Here is a 23,382-nt window from a genome sequence, read left to right as displayed (position 1 = left end):
TCGGGGTGCTGGGCCACGAAGGCGCCGTTTTTGATTCCGGGGTGTTGGATCGCACCGGCCGACATGATATCAGCCCGGGATGAACACGATCTCCTCCTATTCCCCTATCCACGTCGTCGGCGGCGGGCTTGCCGGTTCGGAAGCCGCTTGGCAGATCGCCAGTTCCGGCGTTCCGGTCATCCTGCATGAAATGCGCGGGGTGCGCGGCACGGATGCGCACAAAACCGACGGCCTTGCCGAACTTGTCTGCTCCAATTCCTTCCGGTCCGACGATGCCACCAGCAATGCCGTTGGCGTCATCCATGCAGAGATGCGCATGGCGGGCTCGCTGATCATGGCCGCTGCCGATCGGTGCCAGGTACCGGCCGGCGGTGCGCTCGCCGTCGATCGTGACGGCTTCTCCGAGGCGGTGACCAAGGCGGTTCATGACCACCCGCTCATCACCGTTGTGCGCGAAGAGATCACCGGCCTGCCACCACGCGACTGGGATCTTGCCATCGTTGCCACCGGACCGCTGACGGCGCCGTCGCTCGCGAGCGCCATCCAGGCGGAAACCGGCGAGGATTCGCTCGCCTTCTTCGACGCCATCGCGCCGATCGTCTACCGCGAGAGCATCGACATGGATATCTGCTGGTATCAGTCGCGCTACGACAAGGTCGGGCCCGGCGGCACCGGCAAAGATTACATCAACTGCCCGATGGACGAGGCGCAATACAATGCCTTCGTCGACGCGCTGATATCAGGCGACACGGTCGGTTTCAAGGAATGGGAGGGCACGCCTTATTTCGACGGCTGCCTGCCGATCGAGGTGATGGCCGAACGCGGCCGCGAGACGCTGCGCCACGGGCCGATGAAGCCGATGGGGCTGACGAACGCGCATAATCCGACGGTCAAGGCCTATGCCGTCGTGCAGCTGCGGCAGGACAATGCGCTCGGCACGCTCTACAATATGGTCGGCTTCCAAACGAAGCTGAAATATGGCGCGCAAGCGGATATCTTCCGGATGATCCCGGGTCTGGAAAATGCGGAATTTGCCCGTCTCGGCGGCCTGCACCGCAATACCTATATTAACTCCCCCACCCTGCTCGACCGGTCACTGACGCTGAAATCGCGGCCCGGCCTGCGTTTTGCCGGCCAGATCACCGGCTGTGAGGGTTATGTGGAAAGCGCCAGCGTCGGGCTGATGGCCGGGCGTTTCGCCGCCGCAGAACGCAAGGGCGAGGCGATCTCGCTACCGCCGGCGACGACGGCGCTCGGCTCGCTGCTCGGTCATATCACCGGTGGGCACATAGTCACCGACGAGGAGCCGGGCAAACGATCGTTCCAGCCGATGAACATCAATTTCGGGCTGTTTCCGGAGCTCCAGCCGGGTTCGATCGTCAAACCTGAAGGCGTCAAGCGCTTCCGCGGCAAGGACAAGACGATCATGAAGCGGCAGTTGATCGCGCGGCGCGCCCTTGCCGACTGCGCGACCTGGCTCGGTCAAGAATCGACGCTTGCCGAAAGCGCCTGACCGGCGTTTTCAAGCGCGTCGCATCGGACCCCGCTCATGCGACCCGCTTGAAGTCTTTGCTTTTATGCTTGCCGTCCCGGCAAACCGCTGCACACTTTGGGCGACATGCATTACTGCTTGTTCGCCGCCGAAATATTGCCGGGCGGCAGATCCTTATCCGGCTCGGCGATATAATTGCCGAGCAGCCAGAGCGAAACCTCCGAGGCTTCCTTGGCGGAAGCGAATTCGAAATCGCCGTTGTGATAGGGTGCATCGAGGAAGTCGATCACCAGTCCCCTGCCCGTTTCCGATCCCACGACGCGCACCCGACCCGGCTCGATCAGATGGCAGGCGAAATGGCGCGACATGTTGCGCATGAAGCCCGCCTTGTTGTCGTGCAGGCGCACGAAGACGGCCTGGCCGTTTTCCGTCGCCTGCAGCTGACGGATCGCCTCGTTCGGAAAAGCGCGACCGAATTCGATGATGGCGAGGCCCGTGTCATGCAGGCCGTCTTCCTTGTTCTGCGCGGCCATGCGCGTTGCCACGAAAGCAATGAAAATGACGATGGCGAAAAGGACGCACCAGACGATAATGCCCACGCCGAGTCTCCGTTCAAAGGGTAGCGGTGGAAGCCTTGTAACGCGCGAGACTTGCGCGAATTTGACCGATATCAGATTTTTCGGCGTGCTGCAGCCAGCCCCATCCGCAGTTGGCGGCGCCATTGCGGCGGCTGCAGCGGCCGGTCAAACAGCAAGGCGCCCCGTTTCTGCGCCCTGATGAGCACCGGTTCGGCAAGCGTCGCCGGCAGGAAGGCTGGAAAAACAGTCGGCGCAATCGACCCCGCCGCCCTCGCCTTTGCCAGATGTTCGCGACCGAGACCGGCGAAGGCCTCGATGGCGGCAGAGATGCGCGGCCTGTCTTTTCCGGCGAGGAAGGCATCGCGGTCAAGACCGGTGGCGGACAGGATCTGCAGCGGAATATAGATCTGGCCGCGGCGGCGATGCAGCGGCATCAGCAGCAACAGCCCGGCGACCGCCTGGGCAACGCCGGCATGACCGGCGGCGTCGGCCGAGCATGCGGCCTCCTCCGGCGAAAGCACGAGGCTTGCGAGCTGGATCAGGGCGGATGCCGTTTCGCCGGCATAGCCTTCAAGCGAAAGACGTGTCTCCATCGGATCGTCATAGAGATCGAAGGTGCGGGCCTCGATCATGTCGATCAGCGTCTTGCGCGGCAGGCGGTGCGTTTCGATTGCGGTCAGAAGCGCCGCGGCGACGGGATTGGCCGCCGTCGAGCCGTGTGCGCTGCCCTCCAGAAGATCGTGCCAATATTGTAGCCGCACCTCCCCGGGCAACGGCTCGTGCACGAGATCGCGGATGCGGGCAAGCTCGGCATTGAAGGCATAGAGAGCCGCAAGCGCGCCGCGCTTCTCCTCCGGCGACAGCAGACAGGCGAGATAGCGGTCGCGATCGCTGTCACGCAGCATCGCCAGGCAGATCTCCTGGTTCGTCGCAATATGCGCCTCAGTCATCGTCAGACCGCAATCAACGCCGCGGCGACGGCACGTTGCTCGGCGAGCATGATATTGAAGGTGCGCACTGCAGCGCCGGTGCTCATCGGATCGGAGGAGATGCCGCGCGATTTCAGCGCCAGCTTCAATTCCTCGGGCAGGCGGCGGAGCTCGGTTCCCGTACCGACGAGCAGAACCTCGATGTCGGCCGCCTCATCAAGCACGCGGCGGAAATTTTCAGGCGACAGCGGTTTCGACATATCCATGTCCCAGCCATGAATGCCGGAGGGCAGGCAAAGGATGGAGCCACGATGCGACATGTCGGCAAAGCGAAAGCCGCCATTGCCGTAAGCATCGATCGGAGCGCGCCCGGGGAAATGCGCCGCGCGGATTTCTATGCCTTTTGCCATGTTTTCAAACCACCGTGCCGGATTTTACACCAGCATCCGTCTTGTTGCTCTCTTCCCCGTCGGGAGCCTCCGGCCGCAGCCGGAAGACGATCAAGACAGGAGCGGCGATATAGATCGAAGAGAAAGTGCCGAGAGCGACGCCAAAGAGCATCGCAAAGGTGAAGGAGCGGATGACTTCGCCCCCAAAGAGAAAGAGCGCCAGCAAGGCGGTCAGCGTCGTCGCCGCGGTCAGAACGGTGCGCGACAGCGTCTGGTTGATCGAGGCATCGATCAGGATCGGCAGCGGCATCTTCTTGTATCGCTTGAGATTCTCGCGCATTCGGTCATAGACCACGACCGTGTCGTTCAGGGAATAACCGACGACGGTCAACACGGCGGCGATGCTCGTCAGGTTGAACTCGATACCGGTGAGGACGAAGAGACCAAGCATGATGATGACGTCGTGCAGCGTTGCGACGATGGCACCGACCGCGAACTGCCATTCGAAGCGGATCCAGATGTAGATCAGGATCGCCGCAAGTGCTGCAAGCATGCCGAGCGTCGCCATCATCGTCAATTCGCCCGAGATGGCGGGTCCGACGACGTCAACGCGGCGAAAGTCATAGTCCTCCTGGAGCTCGCCACGCACCAGCGTCGCCGCCGACTGCTCGGCATTCTCGCCGCCGCCCTGGGAAGCGATGCGGATCCGCGCGTTCGACGGTCCGCCCGCGCGCTCGACGCGGACGTCGCCGAGGTTGAGATCATTGAGGCGCGAGTGGAGATCGGCGATATCGGCATTGCCCTGTTTCGCCGTCACCTCGATCAGCGAACCGCCGGTAAAATCGATGCCGAGATGCAGGCCGACGGTGGCAAAGGCGGCCATGGCGATCAGCGAGATGACCGCCGACGCCGTAAAGACATAGCGGCGGATTCCCATGAAGCGGATATTGGCGTGTTCGAAAAGATGCGCCAGAACGCTCTTTGGCAGATGTCGGGGATGGCGCGCGCTCAGCCAGACGGCAACGATCGAGCGCGTCAGCGTGAAAGCCGTGAAAACAGTCGTCAGGATGCCGACCGCCAGCGTCACCGCGAAACCGCGGATGGATTCGCTGCCGAGGAAAAAGAGGATGATGGCGGCGATGAAGATCGTCACATTCGCGTCGATGATCGTTGCAAATGCGCGTGAGAAACCGCGGCCGACGGCCTCCGCAAAGGAATGGGTGATCTTCTCCTCTTCGCGGATACGCTCGTAGATTAGAACGTTCGAGTCGACGGCCATGCCGACAATCAGCACGATACCGGCAATCCCGGGCAAGGTGAGCGTCGCGCCGGCAAGGCTCAGCACCGCGACGATGAGGATCAGGTTGAAGAAGAGCGAGACGACGGCGATGACGCCGAGGATGCGATAGAGCGCGATCATCAGTGCCGCGACCAGCACGACGGCGACGAGACCGGCAACAAGGCCGCTGAAGATGGAATCGGCGCCGAATCTCGGGCTGACGCTGCGTTCCTCAACGCTGGTCAGCGTCGCCGGCAAGGCACCGGCGCGCAGCATGATCGCAAGGTCGCGGACGCCATCTTCGGAGAAGTTTGCGGTAATCCGACCCTCACCGCCGGCGATCGCCGCATCGATGACCGGTGACGACATCACCTGGTCGTCGAAGACGATGGCCAGGTGCTTGCCGATATTCTGCCCCGTCGCCTGCGCCAGCCGCTGCGTACCTTCCGCATCGAGACGGTAGGCAATCGCGGTATCCTGCGTCTGTTGATCGACGACAGGCTCGATATCGACCATGTTGCTGCCGGTGACGAAAGCCGTGCGATCGACCAGATAAGGTACTGGCGGATCGTCAAGGGAATAGAGCACCTGCGATGTCGCCGGCCAGCGGCCGTTCAGCGCCTCCTGCCCCGACATGCTTTCGTCGATCAGATGAAAGGAAAGCTTGGCCGGCTGGTTGAGGATGTTCTTCAGCCGCTCAGCATCGACCGATCCCAGCACCTGCACGACAATGCGGTCGGCGCCATCGGGGCGAACGAGGAAATCATCATAGCCGAATCCCGCGATGCGGCGGCCAACGATATCGAGCGACCGGGTCCGCGCGGAGGCAACGTCAGCGGTAATGCCGGCGTCAGAAATCTGCAGCGAGAGCTGCCCCTCCTCGCCCTGCTGCAGCGCTACCTCAGGTCCCGCATGTCCGCCAGCCGTCGTCAAAGGCTTCAAGAGATCGACCGCCGCTTGTGTCTGGGCCGGATCGGTGATGCGGACGGTGACGGTCTGGTCATTGCCGGTCAGCCCGGTATAGCGGATGCCGGCGCCGCGCAGCGCGTTGCGCACATTCGCGACCACCTCTTCCAGGCGGTCCTTGACAATATCGGAACGCTCGACCTTCAGAACGATATGCGAGCCGCCCTGCAGGTCGAGACCAAGCATTACGCGGTCGTGCCGCAACCAGTCTGGCAGGGAGGATCGCTGCGCCTCAGTCAGCAGATTGGGCGCAGCAATGGCAATGGCCGCAAACGCGGCCAGCCAAATCAGAAGTGTTTTCCAGCGGGAAAAATGCAACATTCTCTCGACGATCTTCCGATCCGGCGGTCCTGCCGTTATCGCTTGTTACGCCGCGTCGGCCTTGACCGGTTCACCCTTGACGCGAATTTCGGAGATGCCGCTGCGGACGATGCGCACGCGCACGCCATCAGCGATCTCGACTTCGACTTCCTTTTCGTCGACGACCTTGGTGACCTTGCCGACGAGACCGCCGCCGGTGACGACCTGGTCGCCGCGACGAATTGCCTTCAGGGTCTCCTCACGCTTTTTTGCCTGTGCGCGCTGCGGACGGATCAGCAGGAAGTACCAGACGACCATCAGTGGCACGAACAGGATGATCATTTCGAAACCGGAACCGCCGAATCCCGTTGCAGTATCGGTCGCGCTCTGGGCGAACGCCGGGGTGATGAACATGCTAAACTCCTCAGGCTTGGGCGGCGGAACTCCGCCTCTCTTTTCAGGTTGCCGGACTATAGTTACCGCTTCGATGAATGCAACAGAAACAGCCGGAAACAGTACCGATTCCGCTGCCTCATAACCTTTCCGCCGTCAAAACGCCATGCTAAAGCGCGTCGCATCGAACTTGATAGATGCGACGCGCTTTAGCTCTTTTGTTTTCAAGCATGTCGTTATCCCGGAACCGCTCCACACTTCCGGGCGACATGCATTAGCGGCATCGAAAGATCAAAGCGGATTCCCGCAGTGAGAAATCAGGAGGCCACCGATGACCGAGGAAATCAACACAGCCCTGCTCGCCGAACTGAGACGGCTCGCAGACGCCGTCGAGCGTCTTGCCGGACCGGCACCTGCCCTCAACGACTGGGATGCTGCCGACTGTTTCGTCTGGGCGCCTTTGCGCCAGCATCTGCAGCCGGTCACGAGACCGAACCGGGTGGCGTTGAAGCTCATCCGCGGCGTCGATCACGTGCGCGACATCCTGCATGAGAATACGGTGCGTTTCGCCGAGGGTTATGCCGCCAACAATGTGCTGCTCTGGGGCGCGCGCGGCATGGGCAAATCCTCGCTGGTCAAGGCCGTGCACGAGGATGTCAGGCGCGAAAGCAGCGTCTTGCTGAAACTGGTCGAAGTCCATCGCGAGGATATCGCCACCCTCCCCCATCTGCTCGACCTCCTGAAGGACACGCCGTACCGCGTGATCGTCTTTTGCGACGATCTCTCCTTCGATCACGATGACACCGCTTACAAATCGCTGAAGGCAGCACTCGACGGCGGCGTCGAGGGGCGGCCGGACAATGTGCTCTTTTACGCCACCTCCAACCGGCGCCATCTCCTGCCGCGCCACATGATGGAAAACGAGCAGTCGACGGCGATCAATCCGTCGGAGGCGGTCGAGGAAAAGGTTTCGCTTTCCGACCGCTTCGGCCTCTGGCTCGGCTTCCACAAATGCAGCCAGGAGGATTATCTCGGCATGATCGACGGCTATGCCGATCACTTCAAGCTCGGGCTCGAACGCGACAAGATGCATGCCGAGGCGCTGGAATGGGCAACGACGCGCGGCGCACGCTCCGGCCGCGTCGCCTGGCAGTATATCCAGGACCTAGCCGGGCGTATGCGCGTTCACATCGACCGGGACTAGAGCGGGTCGCTTCAATCCGAAATCACGCGACGCGTTTTAGGTCTTTGTCGTTTATCCCAAAACCGCTGCGCACTTTTGCGCGACATCCATTAAATGACAAAAGCCCGGCTGGTGGCCGGGCTTTTGCGTTTCCTGGTACGCTATACCTATTCCAGGAAAGTCATCGGGTTGACCGGGGACGCGTCCTTGCGCACCTCGAAATGGACCTGCGGCTGCTTGACGTCGCCGCTCATGCCGGAGACGGCGACGGTCTGGCCGCGCTGGATCTTCTGGCCGCGGGTGACGCTCAGCGTGTCGGCGTTGCCGTAGACGGTGACGGTGCCGTCGTCGTGACGGACGAGAACCGTGTTGCCGAGTTCCTTCAGGCCGTTGCCGGCATAAATGACGACGCCGTTTTCAGCGGCCTTGATCGGCGTGCCCTGCGGTACCGAGATGTCGATGCCGTCATTGCGGTTGCCGTTGACGTTGGCGCCGTATGAGGCAATGACCTGGCCGCGCACCGGCCAACGGTATTTGCCGATGCCGGTCGATTCCGGTGCGGCGGAGCTGACGTCCGACTTCTTCTCGGCATCGTCGACGGTCTGGGTGGCGGCCGGTGCCTTATAGGGCTGCACGGAAGCCGTCTGCTGGGCTGCTGCCGGCTGAGTCGGCTTCGGATCGACCTTCTCGGCCGGGATCGAGGCGGTCTTGATATTGTCGGCGGTGCCGTTCGGGATCTTCAGGGCCTGACCGATGCGGAGCGAGCTGGCCGAAAGATTGTTGGCGGCCTTCAGGTCATCGACATTGCTGCCGGTCGCCTTGGCGATCTTTGCCAGGGAATCGCCTTGCTTGACGACATAGGTGCCGGCAGGCGCCTTCGGATCCTTGCCGGCGCCGGCGGGAAGCTTGCCGGTGGCATCGGCACTCGCCAGCGTCTTGTCGCGGGCCGAATTGGCGCCTGGAATGACGGCAACGTTCTGCTCAGGCGCCTTCGGCGCCTCCGGCATCTTGCCGGGCTTGGAAAGGTCAGCCGCCTGCGATGCCGCCTTGGCGGCATTGCCGCCGTTGAAGGTCGGGATGAGGATCGCCTGGCCTGGCTGGGCGGCAGATGCCGTCTTCAGATCATTGACGCGCAGGATTTCCTTTTCCGGAACGCCGAAACGCCTGGAGAGCGTGGCGATGCTTTCACCCGGACGCAGCGTCACCGAAGGCGCGTTGGTCGCGGACCAGCCGGAAACCTTCGGCGTCGTGCCGGTCGTCAGCGTATCGGGCATCACCTTGGGTGCCGCCGGCGCCACCAAACGGGGCTTTTCGGCCTGCGGCGCAGCTGGGAAAGGCTGGGCGAGCGCGACTTCCTTTTCCCGCTGCCGGGACGGAGCAACGGCCGTCGGCGCGGCCAGCTCTGAACGCTGCACCGTGACCGGCGCGGAAGCGAGACGTGCGCTCGAGCTCGACGTGCGTGTCGGATCGTAACCCTGGCGTGCGGGATAAGGCTGGTTCAGTGCGTCATTGCCGCCGCCGTAGCCCGACTGGCTGGCAACGGCCGAACCGCCGAGATCGGCGCGCGGCACCGGATCGCCCTGAGAACCGTTGATATTCCTGCGCGGAATGGAACTTGTGGTGATCTGGTCCTGCCCGGAGGAGGAAAACAAGCCGCCAAACCGTGTCACATCGGAACTGCAGCCCGTTGCGGCACTTGCCAGCAGGCCAACAACCAGAAGATTACCGGCCGACTTCCCGAACTTTGGCGAAAGACTGAAACGCATGACTCGACCCACTGAGAACGCAACCATTTGTGAGTCTATTAAAACGCGTTAGTATTACCACGCGGTTAAGATGCTGGAATCAGTGCGATATTTTTGAGAAGTTGATAACCATAGGCTTACGGGTGAAAAATCGTAGTGCGCAGAGCATGATGCCGAAAACTGCGAGCGGCTTTTCTGATTGTGATGCATATTCAGATTTCAGGCCGATCCGGCCGGAAACATTTACGCCTACGGCAGCGAGGCCCTACAACAGCGAAGCAAGACGCGGAACGATCGGCAGATAGGGTGCTTCGAACAGTTCCTCGCGTTCGAAACGGCTGCCGGTTTTCGTCAGCCGCACCATGCGACACTCGTTCTCGGAAATCATGAGCGGCGCGATCATCGAGCCGCCGGAAACGAGCTGGTCGGTATAAAAGCGCGGCATCGCGTTGAAGGCCGCCGTCACCAGGATGCGGTCGAAGGTGCCCTCGCCCTGCATGCCGGCACTGCCGTCGGCATGGCGAATGATGACGCTGCGCAGACCAAGCGATTCCATGCGCCGCTGCGCTGCCGTCGTCAGCGTCTTGTAGCGGTCGATGGACAGGACACGCTCGGCCATGCGGCCCATGACGGCGGCGGTAAAGCCGCTTCCGGTGCCGATCTCCAGGACGCGCTGGCCCGGCTTGAGCTTCAAGTGATGCAGGATGCGGACGGCAAAATCGATGCCTTCAAGGAAGGAACCGCATTCGATCGGTATCGTCCGGCTCGAATAGGCGTCGTCGGCAAATTGCGGCGGCACAAACAGTGAGCGCTGCGTCTGCTCGACCGCCGTCAGCAGATCGAGGTCGGAGATGCCTTCGGCACGCAATCTGAGGACGAGCGCAGCAAAGCCCTCCTTCTCCGCCAGTCTTGCCGTCAAACTTGTGCTCCGTATCCCAAGGCCCGCGCCACGCGGTCCGTCACGGAATAATCGGTCAGATCCAGTTTCAAAGGCGTTACCGAAATCTTATTATGCTTCAGGGCGTGAATATCGGTGCCTTCAACGAAGGCGCCGGCGCGTTCGCCAAACTTCAGCCAGTAGTAAGGAAAGCCCCGGCCGTCGGAGCGGGCGTCGACCTGCAGATTGAAGGCGAGCTTGCCCTGCATGGTCACCTCGGCGCCATTGACTTCGTCGGGACGGCAGTTCGGGAAGTTGAGATTGAGGAACGTACCCTCCGGCAGGTCCAGGACCATCAGCTTTTCCAGAAGAGCCGGCGCATGCGTCTCGCAGACCTCCCAGGGCACGATGCGCGCGCCATCCTCATAGAGATAGGCCTGGCTCAGCGCAAACGAGCGCACGCCCTGCATCGTGCCTTCGATGGCGCCGGCGATCGTGCCGGAATAGGTCACGTCGTCGGCAACGTTCGAGCCTGAATTGACGCCGGACAGGACCAGATCCGGTTTGATGTCCATCACCTGCCTGATGCCCATGATGACGCAATCGGTCGGCGTGCCGCGCAGGGCGAAATGCTTTTCGGAAATCTTGCGCAGCCGCAGAGGTTCAGAGAGGCTCAGCGAATGGGCAAGGCCGCTCTGGTCGGTCTCGGGCGCCACGATCCAGACATCGTCGGACAGCGTGCGCGCGATCCGCTCCAGCGCGGCAAGGCCTTCGGCGTGAATGCCATCGTCATTCGTAAGCAGGATGCGCATCGCCTCAAGCCGCCCGTTCGATTTTGGTCAATCCGCCCATATAAGGCAGCAAAACGTCCGGAATCGTGACGGAACCATCCTCGTTCAGATAATTTTCAAGGACGGCGATCAGGCAGCGGCCGACGGCCGTGCCGGAACCGTTCAGCGTGTGGACGAACCTGTTGCTCTTGTCTTCCTTGCCGCGGTAGCGCGCGTTCATTCGGCGACCCTGAAAATCGCCGCAGACCGAGCAGGAGGAGATTTCACGGAAGGCATTCTGCCCGGGCAGCCAGACTTCGAGATCGTAGGTCTTGCGCGAGCCGAAGCCCATGTCGCCGGTGCAAAGCGTCATGGTGCGGAAATGCAGGCCGAGGCGTTTCAGCACTTCCTCGGCGCAAGCGGTCATGCGTTCATGCTCGGCAACGGCGCTCTCGGCATCAGTGATCGAAACGAGCTCGCATTTCCAGAACTGATGCTGGCGCAGCATGCCGCGCGTATCGCGGCCGGCGGAGCCCGCTTCCGAGCGGAAGGACGGCGTCAGCGCGGTGAAGCGGAGCGGCAGCTTCTCCTGATCGAGGATTTCTTCGCGCACCAGATTGGTCAGCGTCACTTCAGCCGTCGGAATCAACCAGCGGCCGTCCGTCGTCCTGAAGAGATCGTCGGCGAATTTCGGCAGCTGGGCGGTGCCATAGACGGCCTCGTCGCGCACCATCAGCGGCGAGCTGACTTCGGTATAGCCGTGCTCGCTGGTGTGGAGATCGATCATGAACTGGCCGAGCGCGCGCTCGAGCCTGGCGAGCGGCCCGGTCAGAACCGTGAAGCGTGAGCCGGAGAGCTTGGCGGCGCGCTCGAAATCCATATAGCCGAGCGCTTCGCCGATTTCGAAGTGCTCCTTCGGCGCGTGGTTCCAGCGCGGCTTTTCGCCGACGGTGCGGGTGACGACATTGTCATGCTCGTCCTTGCCGACCGGAACGTCGTCGAAGGGGATGTTCGGGATGCGCGAGAGCGCGTCATTGAGTTCGGCCGTCAGTTGCCGGTCTTCTTCCTCGATCGCCGGCAGGAGAGTTTTGAATTCGGCGACCTCGGCCTTCAGCTTCTCGGCAAGCTCGCTATTCTTTTGGGCCATCGCCGCACCAATTTCCTTGGAGGCGAGGTTGCGGCGGGACAGCAAGTCCTGCGCCTTCTGCACGGCGGAGCGCCGCTTTTCATCGAGGGCAACGAGAGTTTGGGCCAGAGGCTCCGCGCCGCGCTTGGCAAGGGCGGCATCGAGCGCTTCGGGATTCTCACGGATCCATTTGATATCGAGCATCGTCGTTCCAGGTCGTTGCAACAGAGGTGGCCCGGCCAAAGCCTGATCGGACCTCGACCGGATGTTAAGCAGCGTTCACAAAGGGGGATTGGGATCGCCGCTCAGACGCTGTCCGTCTTGGCAACGTCCGCGGATCCGGTGTCCTTTTCGACCGCCTGCCGGGCACGCTGGCGCTCCACGAGTCGCGCCGCATAGATGGAAATCTCGTAGAGAAGGATCGTCGGTATCGCAAGGCCGATCTGGGACATCGGATCCGGCGGCGTCAGCACGGCGGCGACGACGAAGGCGAGGACGATGGCAAATTTGCGCTTTTCGGCGAGCCATTGCGACGTCAGAAGACCGACACGGGCAAGCAGCGTGGTGACGACGGGAAGCTGGAAAACGAGGCCGAAGGAGAAGACCAGCGTCATGATCAGGCTCAGATATTCCGAAACCTTCGGCATCAGCGAGATTGCTATCTCGTCATGACCGGGCGCCTGCTGCATCGACAGGAAGAACCACATGACCATTGGCGTGAAGAAGAAATAGACGAGCGCGCCGCCCATCAGGAACAGGACCGGCGAGGCGATCAGAAACGGCAGGAAAGCCTGGCGCTCATTCTTGTAGAGACCCGGCGCCACGAACTTGTAGACCTGGGCAGCGATGATCGGGAAAGCGACCACAAGGCCGCCGAACATCGCCACCTTGACCTGGGTGAAGAAGAATTCCTGCGGCGCGGTGTAGATGAGCTGGGCCTTCTCGACGTCGAGATGCGCCCACTGAACCGCTGTCTTGTAGGGAATGACCAGATAGTTGAAGAGATGCTTGGCAAAAAAGAAGCATGCGATGAAAGCGACGAAAAACGCGCCGATCGACCACATCAGCCGCGTGCGCAGCTCCATCAGGTGCTCGATCAACGGCTGCGGCTTGTCTTCGATATCACCGCTCATGCCTCGTCCTTCTTCGTCTGCGCCGGCTTCTTCGGCGTTGCAGGCTTCCTGGCTGCCGTCGTGCGTTTCGGCTTTTCCACCGGCACGGCAACGGCAGCCGCAGCATCGAGCTTATCGGCAGCCTTGACGCGCGGCTTGCGCACGGCCTTCGGCTTGGCGGCAACCATATCAGCCTGCACGATCGCTGCTGCGACGGGTTCCGACGGCGCAGGTGTCGCGACCAATGGCGGTGTTTCCGGCAGGCTCATCGACGGCGTCGGGGCTGCAACAGCATCGGGCGGCACTTCGGTCTTGTTCTCCGTGACCGTGGTCGCCTTCTGCAGGTCGGCCTTGATCTCGTTGCCCATCTGGCGAAGCGGGTTCATCGCCTCGCGTAGGCTGTTGACCGGGTTGAGCTTCTGGGCGTCGCTGATCGTCTGGCGGACATCGTCAAGCTCGGCTTCGCGCAACGCTTCATCGAACTGCGCACGGAATTCACCCGCCACCTTGCGGGCGCGTTGCGTCATCTTGCCGAAAGCGCGCAGCATCGGCGGCAAATCCTTGGGACCGACGACCACGATCAGTACGACCGCGATGACCAAAAGCTCGGTCCAGCCAATATCGAACATGCAAGGCTCCTGGACGGGAAGCGCGGGGGCTGCGCTTTTTCCCGGACTTGGTTACTTCGTTTCGTCGGCCTTGTGATCGACGGTCTTTGCCGTGTCCGGCGCGTCTTCGTCCGTCATGCCCTTCTTGAAGCTCTTGATGCCCTTGGCAACGTCGCCCATCAGTTCCGGAATCTTGCCGCGACCGAACAACAACAGCACGATGACCAGAACGATCAACCAGTGCCACATGCTAAAACCACCCATTACGCTAACTCCCTGTTTCTATGTTCCCACGATGTAAGGATTTCCGACACCGTTTCCAACATCAAGCCCTTTGGATTGAGCTTAATGTCACGGTATCGCCCTTTGTGACAAGCCATCGACCCATCGAAAAGTGCTGGCTCCATTGTTTTCGCCATGCATGGCAAAAGCAAGACGCAAGCCCCTCAATCTTCAGAGGTGCCGCGCGGCGCCAACAACCCCAGTTCCTCGAGGTCCATCTGGGTGATCGGGTCTTCGTCCTCGGTCAGTTCGTCGTTCATCAACGGCGAGGGAATATTGAAGTTCGCCGGAATCCGGCCTGACAGCAAGCCCGCTCCCTTCAACTCTTCGAGACCGGGCAGGTCACGCAGCTCTTCGAGACCGAAATGGTCGAGGAAATCGCGGGTCGTGCCCAATGTCACCGGCCGGCCCGGTGTGCGCCGGCGGCCACGAAACCGCACCCAGCCGGCTTCCATCAGCACGTCGAGCGTGCCGCGCGAGGTCTGGACGCCTCGGATATCCTCGATTTCGGCACGTGTCACCGGCTGGTGATAGGCGATGATCGCCAGCACTTCCAGTGCAGCGCGCGAAAGCTTTTTCACCTCATTGTCATCACGGCGGATGACGAAGGACAGGTCGGCGGCGGTGCGGAAGGCCCAGGCGCCTTCGACCTGCACGAGATTGACGCCCCGCGGCGCATATTGCTCCTTCAGGCGCAGCATGATTGCATGCACGTCGGTCTTTTCGGGCAGGCGCTCCGCGAGGAAGCCTTCGGAGACCGGCTGCGAGGAGGCGAAGACCAGCGCCTCGGCGATGCGCTCGGCCTCGATCTCGGCCTGCAGGTCGCGGCCCCTGTCTTCGAAATCGCCTTCGAAATCTTCTTCGCCCCTCAGGTCGATCAAACCGGCCGCTCCTGTTCCACCACCTGCAGCGTGGCATGTTTCGGACCGCGGCGCATGTATATCGGCTGAAAGGCGCCGTCCTGGCGGATTTCGAGCTTGCCCTCGCGCACCAGCTCCAACGAGGCGGCAAAAGCGCTGGCGATTGCCGTGACGCGTTCCTCGGGCGCTGCGAGATAACGCAGCAGATAATGTTCCATCGCCGTCCAGTCACCGATCTCGCCTATCATCTGGGTCAGCAGCTCGCGGGCATCGGTCAGCGACCAGACGGTGCGCCGTTCGATCGTCACCTGGGTGACGGCATGGCGCTGGCGCAGCGCCGCATAGGCGGTCAGGAGATCGTAAAGGCTCGCCGCATAGGCGGATTGCTGCCGGTCGGGAATATGCTCGGGCGCGCCGCGCACGAAGATATCGCGGCCGAGGCGGTTGCGGTTGACGAGGCCGTCTGCCGCCTGGCGCATGGCTTCGAGACGTTTCAGGCGGAAGGCGAGTGTTGCCGCCAGTTCCTCGCCGGAAGGGCCGTCATCCTTGACCTGCTGGGGAATGAGCAGCTTCGACTTGAGATAGGCAAGCCAGGCTGCCATGACGAGATAGTCGGCGGCAAGCTCGATGCGGATACGCCGGGCGCTTTCGATGAACAGCAGATATTGCTCGGCCAGCGCAAGCACCGAAATGCGCGACAGGTCGACCTTCTGGTTGCGAGCGAGATAGAGCAACAGGTCGAGCGGGCCTTCGAAGCCGGCGACGTCGATCACCAGCGCCGGCTCGTGGCTGGCGCGCTCGGCACCGTTATCCTGCCACAACTTGTCCATCGGCGTCGCCGCCTGCGGACGTTCCGTGCCCTTGACCGTGCTCACCTAGCTGCTCCCTTACGATCACACCGTCGCAAACATCGCCTCGAATTCCGCCCTCAATTCCGCTTCATCGGCAATATCCGGCGCCGCGAAGCCTGCTTCCACCGCTTTTGCGCGGGCAAGCGATATGCCGGCGAGCGGCGGAACATTTGCCACGACATCTAGCATCTCGTCCATATTGCCGTTGCAATGCAGCACGATATCGCATCCGCCTGCAATGATATTCGCCGCGCGTTCACCGATCGTGCCGGAAAGAGCATTCATCGAGCTGTCGTCGGAGAGCAGCAGACCGTTAAAGCCGATGTGTTCGCGGATGATCCCGTCGATCACCTTGCGCGAGGTCGTCGCCGGATTGTCCGGGTCGATGGCGGCGAAAACGACATGACAGGTCATCGCCATCAACTCGTCCTTCATCGCGACAAAGGGCGGGAAATCATGGAGCTCCAGCTCATCGCGCGAGACGGTGACGACAGGCAGCTCCAGATGTGAATCCGCAAAGCCGCGACCGTGGCCGGGCATATGCTTCATCACAGGCAATAGGCCGCCGGCCTTCAGCCCTGCGGCAGCCGCTTTCCCCATCGCGATGACGGTTTCGGGATCGCCGCCATAGGCGCGGTCACCGATGACCTTGCTGCTGCCCTCGACGGGCACATCGAGCACCGGCAGGCAATCAACATCGATGCCGAGGCTCGAAAGGTCGAAGGCGTGCAGCCGCGACATCAGCCAGGCGGCGCGTAGGCCGAGCACGCGATCGCGGCGATAGAGATCGCCGAGCGCCTGGCCGGAAGGATAACGCGCCAGAACGGGGGGGCGGATGCGCTGAACGCGGCCGCCCTCCTGGTCGATCAGCACCGGTGCATGCCAGCCGACACTGTCGCGCAGTTCGGCGACGAGATCGGTGATCTGCCGTGCTTCGGAGATGTTGCGCCCGAAGAGGATGAAGCCCCAGGGCCGTTCGCCCCGGTAAAAGGCTTTCTCTTCGGATGTGAGGGCAAGGCCGCTGCAGCCAAGGATCATCGCTTTTGATTCGGTCATGTGAGAATCATAGACGGCGCCCGGCCAAATGCGAGCAAGGTCGGGCCTGATGCACAAAAAAGAGCGGCGGGCCGATCCGGCCCGCCGCTCTCATATTCTATTCAAAAAACCGATCTACTTGGAGATCAGGCAGCTTCCGCCCGCCGCACGATACTGTTCGCAGAGTGCTGCGGCCTCGTCCTTGGAACCGGCCGGAATGCGGACACGGTAGAAAGTACCCTTGCCGGCGATATCGGCCCTGCGGATCTCATGGCTGCGGCCGCCAAGCACGCTGGCGAATTTCTTCGACAGATTGGCGTAGGATTTGGTCGCCTCGTCTTCCGAAGGCAGTGAGGCGATCTGGATGCCGTAGCCGCCGGCGGATGCGGCCTGCAGTGGCTTTGCGGCGACGGGAGCTGCGGCCGCGACCTCAGTCGTCTTCGACTGCTGTACGGGCGGCCGGACATTGCCCTTCTCGGTGACGGTGCCAACGACGTTGACGGGCTGGTCGGCCGGACGCGCGGTCGGAATCGGCGCGGTATCGGCAATCGCGGAGGACTTGACCGGGCGCACCGGCGGAGCGACCGGGGCGGAATTTGCGGCCTGCGCATCGGCACTGCCGGCGAGCGGCGGCTGTACCGGCGCAGTTTCGGCGGGGGCTGCAGTACGGGTATCGGCGGAAGCAACCTCGGCGCTTGCCGGGAAGCTTGCGGCCGTTCCGCCGACTGGAGGCACGGGCGAGGTCGATTGCGCGGACGGGGTCGACTGGGCCGTCAACGGCGGCTGAGCCGGCGGCGTCGGCTGGGCAGACGGCGTCGCCTGGGCAGACTGTGTCGCCTGGGCAGACTGTGTCGCCTGGGCAGACTGTGTCGCCTGAGCAGACGGCGTCGGCTGATCGACGGGCGCCGGCTCCTCGCGGGCAACCAACGTACCGTCAGGCTTGACGATCATCGTACGGACCTTGCGCGGCGAAACAGACGGCGTCTTGTCGGCGTCGCTTGCCGAAGCGTTATCGGCATTGCCCTGGTTCGGCAGCAGACGCGGATCCTCCGTCTCACCGACCGCAGTCGGCGTGACCTGATCATCGGCGTTGGCGTTCTCGTCGTCTTCAGGCAGCGATTCCGGTGTCAGCGTGCGCTGGACAACATCGACGGGCGCCTCGTCGGAAGAGACGAGCGCCTTCTGCTTCGGCTCTTCGGCAGAACCCGCAACACGGTCGTAAACGGCCTTATCCTGGTTCGGCACGGTCTTGCCGCCAGGATTTTCCGGAACGACCTTGACCGGCTCCTTATCGGCGGTGATCACGCGCGGCTCGCCGGACGCGACAATGCCGAGCCCCTCGCCGTTCCAGACGGAGGAATAGACACCATAACCGACACCGGCGAAGACCACGAGCACGACGGCCCCGGCAAGCAGCCGGCGCATCGACCGGGCGCGGCTGAAATCAGCGGCCTGGCTTGCCGATTCGATACGAACCTCGGAGGTCTCGCGGCGCTCGACCGGCTCACGCACGCTGCGGCGGAAATCCTCCTCCAGCGCCCGTTCGAAATCATCGAGGCCATCGGCGATGGTGGGCTTGACCGGCTGTGCCGCGGCCGCAGCCGTATCCCGGACTGGCGTCGGCGTTTGCCGCGGCTTGGCCGGTTCAAAGAAGCTGGCGATCTCTGCGTCGAGATCGAAATCGAAATCAGCAGTTTTCGCGACCGGCGCGGGCTGCTCGACCGGCGGCAGCGTCGGCACGTGCATGTCGTCGACGGTCTCGGGACGATCCTCCGGATCGGAGATCATCGCCGGATCGAATGGCAGGTCTTCGGTGGAGTCGGAGGCAGCCGCCCAGTTAAAAGCCGGAGCCGGAGCTGGAGCCTGTGGCTCGGGAACAAAGGCCGGAGCGGACCGTGCGGGGGCAGCGGCCTGCTGGAAAGCAGGAGCTGGCGGCTCAGGCGCAAAAACAGGCGCGGGCCGAGGAGTAGCGACGGCAGCGGCCGGCTGGGGAGCATGTGCTGGCGGCGCTGGCTGCGGCGCTGGCTCGGCCGGCTCGGAGAAATCGAGATCGGCGAGTTCCAGCTCGATGCCGGCAAGATCCAGCTCGAAATCATGGCCGGCAAAGGGGTCGTCGGCTTCCGGCACCGGCTGCGGCGCCCGCGAATATGCCGTTGCGGCAGGCTGAGGCGCAACGACCTCGGCAAGCTGCGGCGCGATCGGCCTTGCGGCTTCGGCAGCATAGACCGGAGCCGGTTCGATCAGAGCAGTCGGGACGGGTGCTGCGGCGAGCGGTGCGGGCGCGATCACCTTGGGCTCGACAGGTGCGACGGCCATGGGGGCAGCAGAAACGGGCGCTGCCTCGATCGATGCGGGCTGCGGCGAGACGGGCGTCGGATTGGCACGTTGCGGCACCGGATAACGCGAGACGTCGGCGAGCAGATCGTCAAGATCGAAAGTGCCGGCGGTGTGCGGAACATCAGGCACGACCTCGGTCAGCGCGGCATCGGCCTGGATCTCGCCTTCGACGGCGGCGGCGATTAGATCGAAACCGGCATCGGACCCGAAATCCTGCAGCTCTTCCTCGATCTCGACGAATTCTTCGGCCTCGGCAGTCTCTTCCGATGCGATCACTTCATCATGGCGATCGAGCTCGGCGGGGAAGCCAAGCGACGGTGAAGCGGATTCGAATTCCTCGGAAGGCTCGATAGCGGCGACGGCCGCCGGCGGCTCGATGACAGGTTGCGGTTCGACCACAGGAAGATCGGCGGACGGTGCCTCTGCAACCGGTGCTGCGACCGTTTCGGCCACAGGCTCCGGCAAAACAACCGGCTCCTCGCGCTTCGGTGCATGGAAATTGGCAAGCGGCAGCCTGATGCTGGCAGCCGACCATTGCGGCGCCTTGGCGGGCTGCGGCAGCGAAGAAACGGGTGCTGCGCCGATCGACAGCTCGAGCTCCTCGATCAGGTCGCGCGCACCGCCGAAGGCCGATTGCACCGATGCCTCGGGCTCGGGGGAAAGCTGCTCCGCCCAGTCGGCGGCGGATGCGTCCCCATTCCCTGCGGCGGGCAAAGCTACTTCTTCTTCAGCCTCGACTTCTTCAGCCTCCACGGGGGCGACGGAAACCGGCTCCGGAACCTCCGCACGTTCGGCGGCGGGAGAAGCGTCGAGGACGGGCTCGACGTAATCTTCAGGAGTGACATCATCAGAGATCGGCTCGGCGGGCCGGTCGAGCTCTGCGAGCGGACGTGGCGAATCGTAGCGATCGAACTCGCGCCCAAGCTCATCTTCGAGATCGAGGGCGGGCTCGCGGCGTGCGGTCTCAGTCACCGTATTCGCCGCAACACGCGGCTCGAAGCCGACGATCCGGGCAAGTTCAGCCAACGGATCATCGTCGGCAAACAGATCGTTTTTTCCGCGCGTATCATACGCAAGTTGTTTATCAGCCATGCCTATTCCCACTCGCAAACGCCAACGCTCAAATGCCAGCGCATTGTGGGGAAATGGTGACGTTATCGCATTTCGTCCGGTGCGGCAGTGCCTGTAATGGCGAGTCCCGACTTCAAAACCGACGCGACGGCGTACACCAGCCCAAGTCTGGCAATACTTGATTCTCGGTTTTTATCATTAACAAATCGTAATTCTGGCTGATCTTTACCTTTGTTCCAGTGCGCATGGAAGGAACTGGCGAGGTCGTAGAGGTAAAAAGCGACGCGATGTGGCTCCTGCGACTGGGCCGCAGCATCGACGATACGCGGGAATTCAGCAAGCTTGGCGACGAGCTGCAATTCGGCCGGATCGCCAATGCCTGCAACAGTTTGCGCGAGATTCTCGGGCGAAACATCGAGGTCGGGAAAAGCCTCCCTCGCCTGCCGGAAGACCGACATGCAGCGAGCATGCGCATATTGCACGTAGAAGACTGGATTATCTTTCGATTGTTCCGTCACTTTGGCGAAATCGAAGTCGAGCGGTTCGGAATTCTTGCGGTAAAGCATCATGAACCGGACCGAATCACGGCCGACTTCTTCGACGACGTCCCGAAGCGTGACGAAATCGCCTGAGCGTTTCGACATCTTCACCGGCTCGCCGTTGCGATAGAGCTTGACGAGCTGGCAGAGCAGCACCGTCAGCTTCGCCTTGCCGTCCGAAACGCCGCGTGCAACCGCTTCCAGGCGCTTGACGTAACCGCCATGGTCGGCGCCAAGCACGTAGATCATCTCGTCGAAACCACGGTCGAACTTGTTCTTGAAGTAGGCGACGTCGGCGGCGAAATAGGTATAGGAGCCATCCGACTTGATCAGCGGCCGGTCGATATCGTCGCCCACCTCGGTCGAACGGAACAGTGTCTGTTCGCGATCCTCCCAGTCCTCGGGAAGCTGACCCTTCGGCGGCGGCAGCGTGCCCTTGTAGACGTAACCCTTGAAGGTCAGGTCGTTGATCGCCGTGCGGATCGCGGCTGCACCATTGGCATGCAGGGTGCGCTCGGAGAAGAAGACGTCGTGATGGACGTTCAGCGCCGCCAGATCGTCGCGGATCATCACCATCATCGCATCGATGGTGCGATCCTTGACGATCGGCATCCATTGGTCTTCCGGCATGTTGTGCAGCCGCACGCCGTAATCGGCGGCAAGCGACTGACCGACGGGCACGAGATAGTCGCCGGGATAGAGACCCGAGGGGATTTCGCCGATCTTTTCGCCGAGCGCTTCGCGATAGCGCAGGAAGACGGAACGAGCGAGCACGTCGATCTGCGAGCCGGCATCGTTGATGTAATATTCCTTCTCGACGCCGTAACCGGCAAAAGCCAGCAGGTTGGCGAGCGCGTCGCCGACGACGGCGCCACGGCAATGGCCGACATGCATGGGGCCGGTCGGATTGGCCGAGACATATTCGACGTTGACCTTCTTGCCCTTGCCAAGCGTCGAGCGGCCGTAATCGGTGCCGGCGCCGATCATCGAGGCGAGCAACCGCTGCCAGTAGCCGACGGCGAGACGGATGTTGATGAAGCCGGGACCCGCGACCGAGACGTCGGCGACGTCAGCATCCTCCTTGAGCTTGGCGATGATGACGTCGGCCAGCGCGCGCGGGTTGGTTCCGAGCGGTTTTGCCAGCACCATTGCGGCATTGGTCGCCACATCGCCATGGCTCGCGTCACGCGGCGGCTCGACGGTGATGCGGCCGAAATCGAGCTCGGATCGCTTTTCCCTGACCAGATCGATCTGTTCAAGGGCGGTTTTGATCCTGGCTTCGAAGTCGGTAAAAAGGTTCATCGCACTCTTCCATGCATAGGCTGTGCCAAAGGCTCAAATCGGCCCTCGGCGTGGGCGACCGCTGCCTATCGCAAATCCGGAGTGTGGTCAAACAACCGCCTGTGGGCGCTGATGGCATAGGTGTCGGTCATGCCGGCGAGATAATCGCCGACATGGCGAGCCTTCGGCGCGTCGGACAGGCCGGCGATATGATCGACCCAGTAATGGCTTTGCATCTCCTTCGGATTGGCCATGTAGGCGGCAAAAAGATCGGTGACGATCTGGGCGGCGCCGGCACGGATGCGCATGATATCGGGATTGCGGTAGATGCGTTTGAAGAGCATCGCCTTGATCTGCCTGTCGGTCTCGGCCATTCCCTCGGAAAAGCTGGCGATAACCTGGCCGGCACCGCGGATGTCGGCTGCGCTCTCAGGGCGCAAGAGCGACAGGCGCTGTTGCGCGACGCCGATCACGTCTTCCACCATGCGGGTAATCTGACGGCGCATGATCTCATGGGTGAAGCGGCTGGCCTCCAGATGCGGATATCGCTCCCGCACCTCGGCCATCAGCGCGGCAAGAAACGGGATTTCCTCCAGCATGTCGAAAGTCAGATAACCGGAACGCAGGCCATCGTCGATATCGTGGGTATTATAGGCAATGTCGTCCGCGATCGCCGCCACCTGGGCCTCGAGGCTGGCATAGGTTGCAAGCTCGAGATCGTGCAGTTCGCAATAATCGAGGATCGGTTGAGGAACGGGGCCGCGCGTCCCGACTCCATCCGGCGTCAGAAGCGGACCATTGTGCTTGACGAGACCTTCGAGGCTTTCCCATGTCAGGTTGATGCCGTCGAATTCAGCATAACGCCTCTCCAGTTTGGTCACGATGCGCAGCGATTGGGCATTGTGGTCGAAGCCGCCATAGGGCAGCAGCACCTCGTGCAACGCGTCCTCGCCGGTATGACCGAACGGCGTGTGGCCGAAATCGTGCACGAGCGCCACGCCCTCGGCCAGATCCTCGTCGAGCTTCAGGGCGCGGGCAAGAGCGCGGGCGATCTGCGCCACCTCGATCGTATGCGTCAGCCGGGTGCGGTAATGATCGCCGTCCTGGGCGATGAAGACCTGGGTTTTGTGTTTCAGCCGCCGGAAGGCTGTGGTGTGGACGATGCGGTCGCGGTCGCGCTGGAAATCGGAGCGCGTCGGGCTGCCGTCCTCCTGATAGAGCCGTCCGCGCGTCGTCCAGGGGTCGGCCGCATAGACCGCCCTTTCACTGCTGCCGAAACCCAAAGCACGCGTATCGATCGTCATTCTTCACCGTCATCCTGCATGTTGCCGCATCTGCCCATTGACGCCGCTTATCGCTCTTCATACCTATAGCTCGAT

Annotated in this window: 20 protein-coding genes; 2 read left to right on the top strand and 18 right to left on the bottom strand. The window is 62.3% G+C overall.

The features are described 5' to 3' along the window. The first annotated feature begins 79 nt into the window (after nucleotides 1–79). Complete coding sequence (gene trmFO, locus ELH03_RS08200) at nucleotides 80–1,513, top strand: methylenetetrahydrofolate--tRNA-(uracil(54)-C(5))-methyltransferase (FADH(2)-oxidizing) TrmFO (protein ID WP_128402534.1); 1,434 nt, start codon at nucleotides 80–82, stop codon at nucleotides 1,511–1,513. 110 nt (nucleotides 1,514–1,623) lie between these two features. Here the strand turns inward: trmFO and ELH03_RS08195 are convergent, their stop codons facing one another. The 5 genes from ELH03_RS08195 to yajC all read right to left on the bottom strand — a co-directional run bounded on the left by ELH03_RS08195 (nucleotide 1,624) and on the right by yajC (nucleotide 6,347). Then, on the bottom strand, nucleotides 1,624–2,091 hold the full coding sequence (locus ELH03_RS08195) for a hypothetical protein (protein ID WP_112902768.1): 468 nt from the start codon (nucleotides 2,089–2,091) through the stop codon (nucleotides 1,624–1,626). 71 nt (nucleotides 2,092–2,162) lie between these two features. After that, nucleotides 2,163–3,020, bottom strand: a complete 858-nt coding sequence (locus tag ELH03_RS08190; RefSeq protein WP_128402535.1) for a phytoene/squalene synthase family protein — start codon at nucleotides 3,018–3,020, stop codon at nucleotides 2,163–2,165. 2 nt (nucleotides 3,021–3,022) lie between these two features. Continuing rightward, a complete protein-coding gene (locus ELH03_RS08185; RefSeq protein ID WP_018481191.1) occupies nucleotides 3,023–3,409 on the bottom strand; it encodes an Mth938-like domain-containing protein in 387 nt (128 codons plus the stop codon). 4 nt (nucleotides 3,410–3,413) lie between these two features. Next, nucleotides 3,414–5,954 carry a protein translocase subunit SecDF gene (secDF, locus tag ELH03_RS08180; RefSeq protein ID WP_128402536.1) on the bottom strand — a complete coding sequence of 847 codons (2,541 nt, stop codon included), beginning with the start codon at nucleotides 5,952–5,954 and terminating at the stop codon, nucleotides 3,414–3,416. 45 nt (nucleotides 5,955–5,999) lie between these two features. Then, on the bottom strand, nucleotides 6,000–6,347 hold the full coding sequence (gene yajC / locus ELH03_RS08175) for a preprotein translocase subunit YajC (protein WP_003558894.1): 348 nt from the start codon (nucleotides 6,345–6,347) through the stop codon (nucleotides 6,000–6,002). A 310-nt stretch (nucleotides 6,348–6,657) separates the two neighbouring features. Between yajC and ELH03_RS08170 the strand changes: the two genes are divergently transcribed. Then, on the top strand, nucleotides 6,658–7,530 hold the full coding sequence (locus ELH03_RS08170) for an ATP-binding protein (protein ID WP_130766218.1): 873 nt from the start codon (nucleotides 6,658–6,660) through the stop codon (nucleotides 7,528–7,530). Between the two features lie 146 nt (nucleotides 7,531–7,676). Here the strand turns inward: ELH03_RS08170 and ELH03_RS08165 are convergent, their stop codons facing one another. The 13 genes from ELH03_RS08165 to ELH03_RS08105 form a co-directional block, all read right to left on the bottom strand. Then, nucleotides 7,677–9,275, bottom strand: a complete 1,599-nt coding sequence (locus ELH03_RS08165) for a peptidoglycan DD-metalloendopeptidase family protein (RefSeq protein WP_128402538.1) — start codon at nucleotides 9,273–9,275, stop codon at nucleotides 7,677–7,679. A gap of 244 nt (nucleotides 9,276–9,519) precedes the next feature. Then, the gene (locus ELH03_RS08160; protein WP_003558888.1) at nucleotides 9,520–10,173 is read right to left on the bottom strand and encodes a protein-L-isoaspartate(D-aspartate) O-methyltransferase; all 654 of its coding nucleotides are present in this window, start codon (nucleotides 10,171–10,173) and stop codon (nucleotides 9,520–9,522) included. Further along, complete coding sequence (surE, locus tag ELH03_RS08155; RefSeq protein ID WP_128402539.1) at nucleotides 10,170–10,943, bottom strand: 5'/3'-nucleotidase SurE; 774 nt, start codon at nucleotides 10,941–10,943, stop codon at nucleotides 10,170–10,172. The genes ELH03_RS08160 and surE overlap by 4 nt, the downstream gene beginning before the upstream one ends. Nucleotides 10,944–10,947: 4 nt before the next feature. Continuing rightward, nucleotides 10,948–12,231, bottom strand: coding sequence for a serine--tRNA ligase (serS, locus tag ELH03_RS08150; protein ID WP_128402540.1), 1,284 nt, complete (start codon nucleotides 12,229–12,231; stop codon nucleotides 10,948–10,950). A 101-nt stretch (nucleotides 12,232–12,332) separates the two neighbouring features. Then, nucleotides 12,333–13,160: a twin-arginine translocase subunit TatC gene (gene tatC, locus ELH03_RS08145; protein ID WP_128402541.1), complete on the bottom strand. Its 828-nt coding sequence runs from the start codon at nucleotides 13,158–13,160 to the stop codon at nucleotides 12,333–12,335. Then, nucleotides 13,157–13,768 (bottom strand): Sec-independent protein translocase protein TatB, encoded by a 612-nt coding sequence (tatB, locus tag ELH03_RS08140; protein ID WP_128402542.1) that lies wholly within the window; start codon nucleotides 13,766–13,768, stop codon nucleotides 13,157–13,159. The genes tatC and tatB overlap by 4 nt, the downstream gene beginning before the upstream one ends. A 51-nt stretch (nucleotides 13,769–13,819) precedes the next feature. After that, complete coding sequence (locus ELH03_RS08135) at nucleotides 13,820–14,011, bottom strand: twin-arginine translocase TatA/TatE family subunit (RefSeq protein WP_017960199.1); 192 nt, start codon at nucleotides 14,009–14,011, stop codon at nucleotides 13,820–13,822. A 182-nt stretch (nucleotides 14,012–14,193) separates the two neighbouring features. Next, entirely contained in the window at nucleotides 14,194–14,910 is a 717-nt protein-coding gene (scpB, locus tag ELH03_RS08130; RefSeq protein ID WP_128402543.1) for an SMC-Scp complex subunit ScpB, read from the bottom strand. Next, nucleotides 14,907–15,764, bottom strand: a complete 858-nt coding sequence (locus ELH03_RS08125; RefSeq protein ID WP_018241794.1) for a segregation and condensation protein A — start codon at nucleotides 15,762–15,764, stop codon at nucleotides 14,907–14,909. Before ELH03_RS08125 ends, scpB begins: the two co-directional genes overlap by 4 nt. A gap of 18 nt (nucleotides 15,765–15,782) precedes the next feature. Further along, the gene (nagZ, locus tag ELH03_RS08120) at nucleotides 15,783–16,796 is read right to left on the bottom strand and encodes a beta-N-acetylhexosaminidase (RefSeq protein ID WP_128410310.1); all 1,014 of its coding nucleotides are present in this window, start codon (nucleotides 16,794–16,796) and stop codon (nucleotides 15,783–15,785) included. Nucleotides 16,797–16,910: 114 nt separating this feature from the next. After that, nucleotides 16,911–20,204 carry an SPOR domain-containing protein gene (locus ELH03_RS08115; protein ID WP_197729987.1) on the bottom strand — a complete coding sequence of 1,098 codons (3,294 nt, stop codon included), beginning with the start codon at nucleotides 20,202–20,204 and terminating at the stop codon, nucleotides 16,911–16,913. 62 nt (nucleotides 20,205–20,266) lie between these two features. Continuing rightward, nucleotides 20,267–22,024 carry an arginine--tRNA ligase gene (gene argS, locus ELH03_RS08110; protein WP_128402546.1) on the bottom strand — a complete coding sequence of 586 codons (1,758 nt, stop codon included), beginning with the start codon at nucleotides 22,022–22,024 and terminating at the stop codon, nucleotides 20,267–20,269. 65 nt (nucleotides 22,025–22,089) lie between these two features. Beyond that, nucleotides 22,090–23,307 carry a deoxyguanosinetriphosphate triphosphohydrolase gene (locus ELH03_RS08105; RefSeq protein WP_128410313.1) on the bottom strand — a complete coding sequence of 406 codons (1,218 nt, stop codon included), beginning with the start codon at nucleotides 23,305–23,307 and terminating at the stop codon, nucleotides 22,090–22,092. Nucleotides 23,308–23,382: the final 75 nt, after the last annotated feature.

The sequence above is a fragment of the Rhizobium beringeri genome, from assembly GCF_004306515.1.
Classification (GTDB): Bacteria; Pseudomonadota; Alphaproteobacteria; order Rhizobiales; family Rhizobiaceae; genus Rhizobium; species Rhizobium beringeri.
The sequence above is the reverse complement of the archived record's forward strand: the minus strand, read 5'-3'. Positions and strand labels throughout refer to the sequence as shown.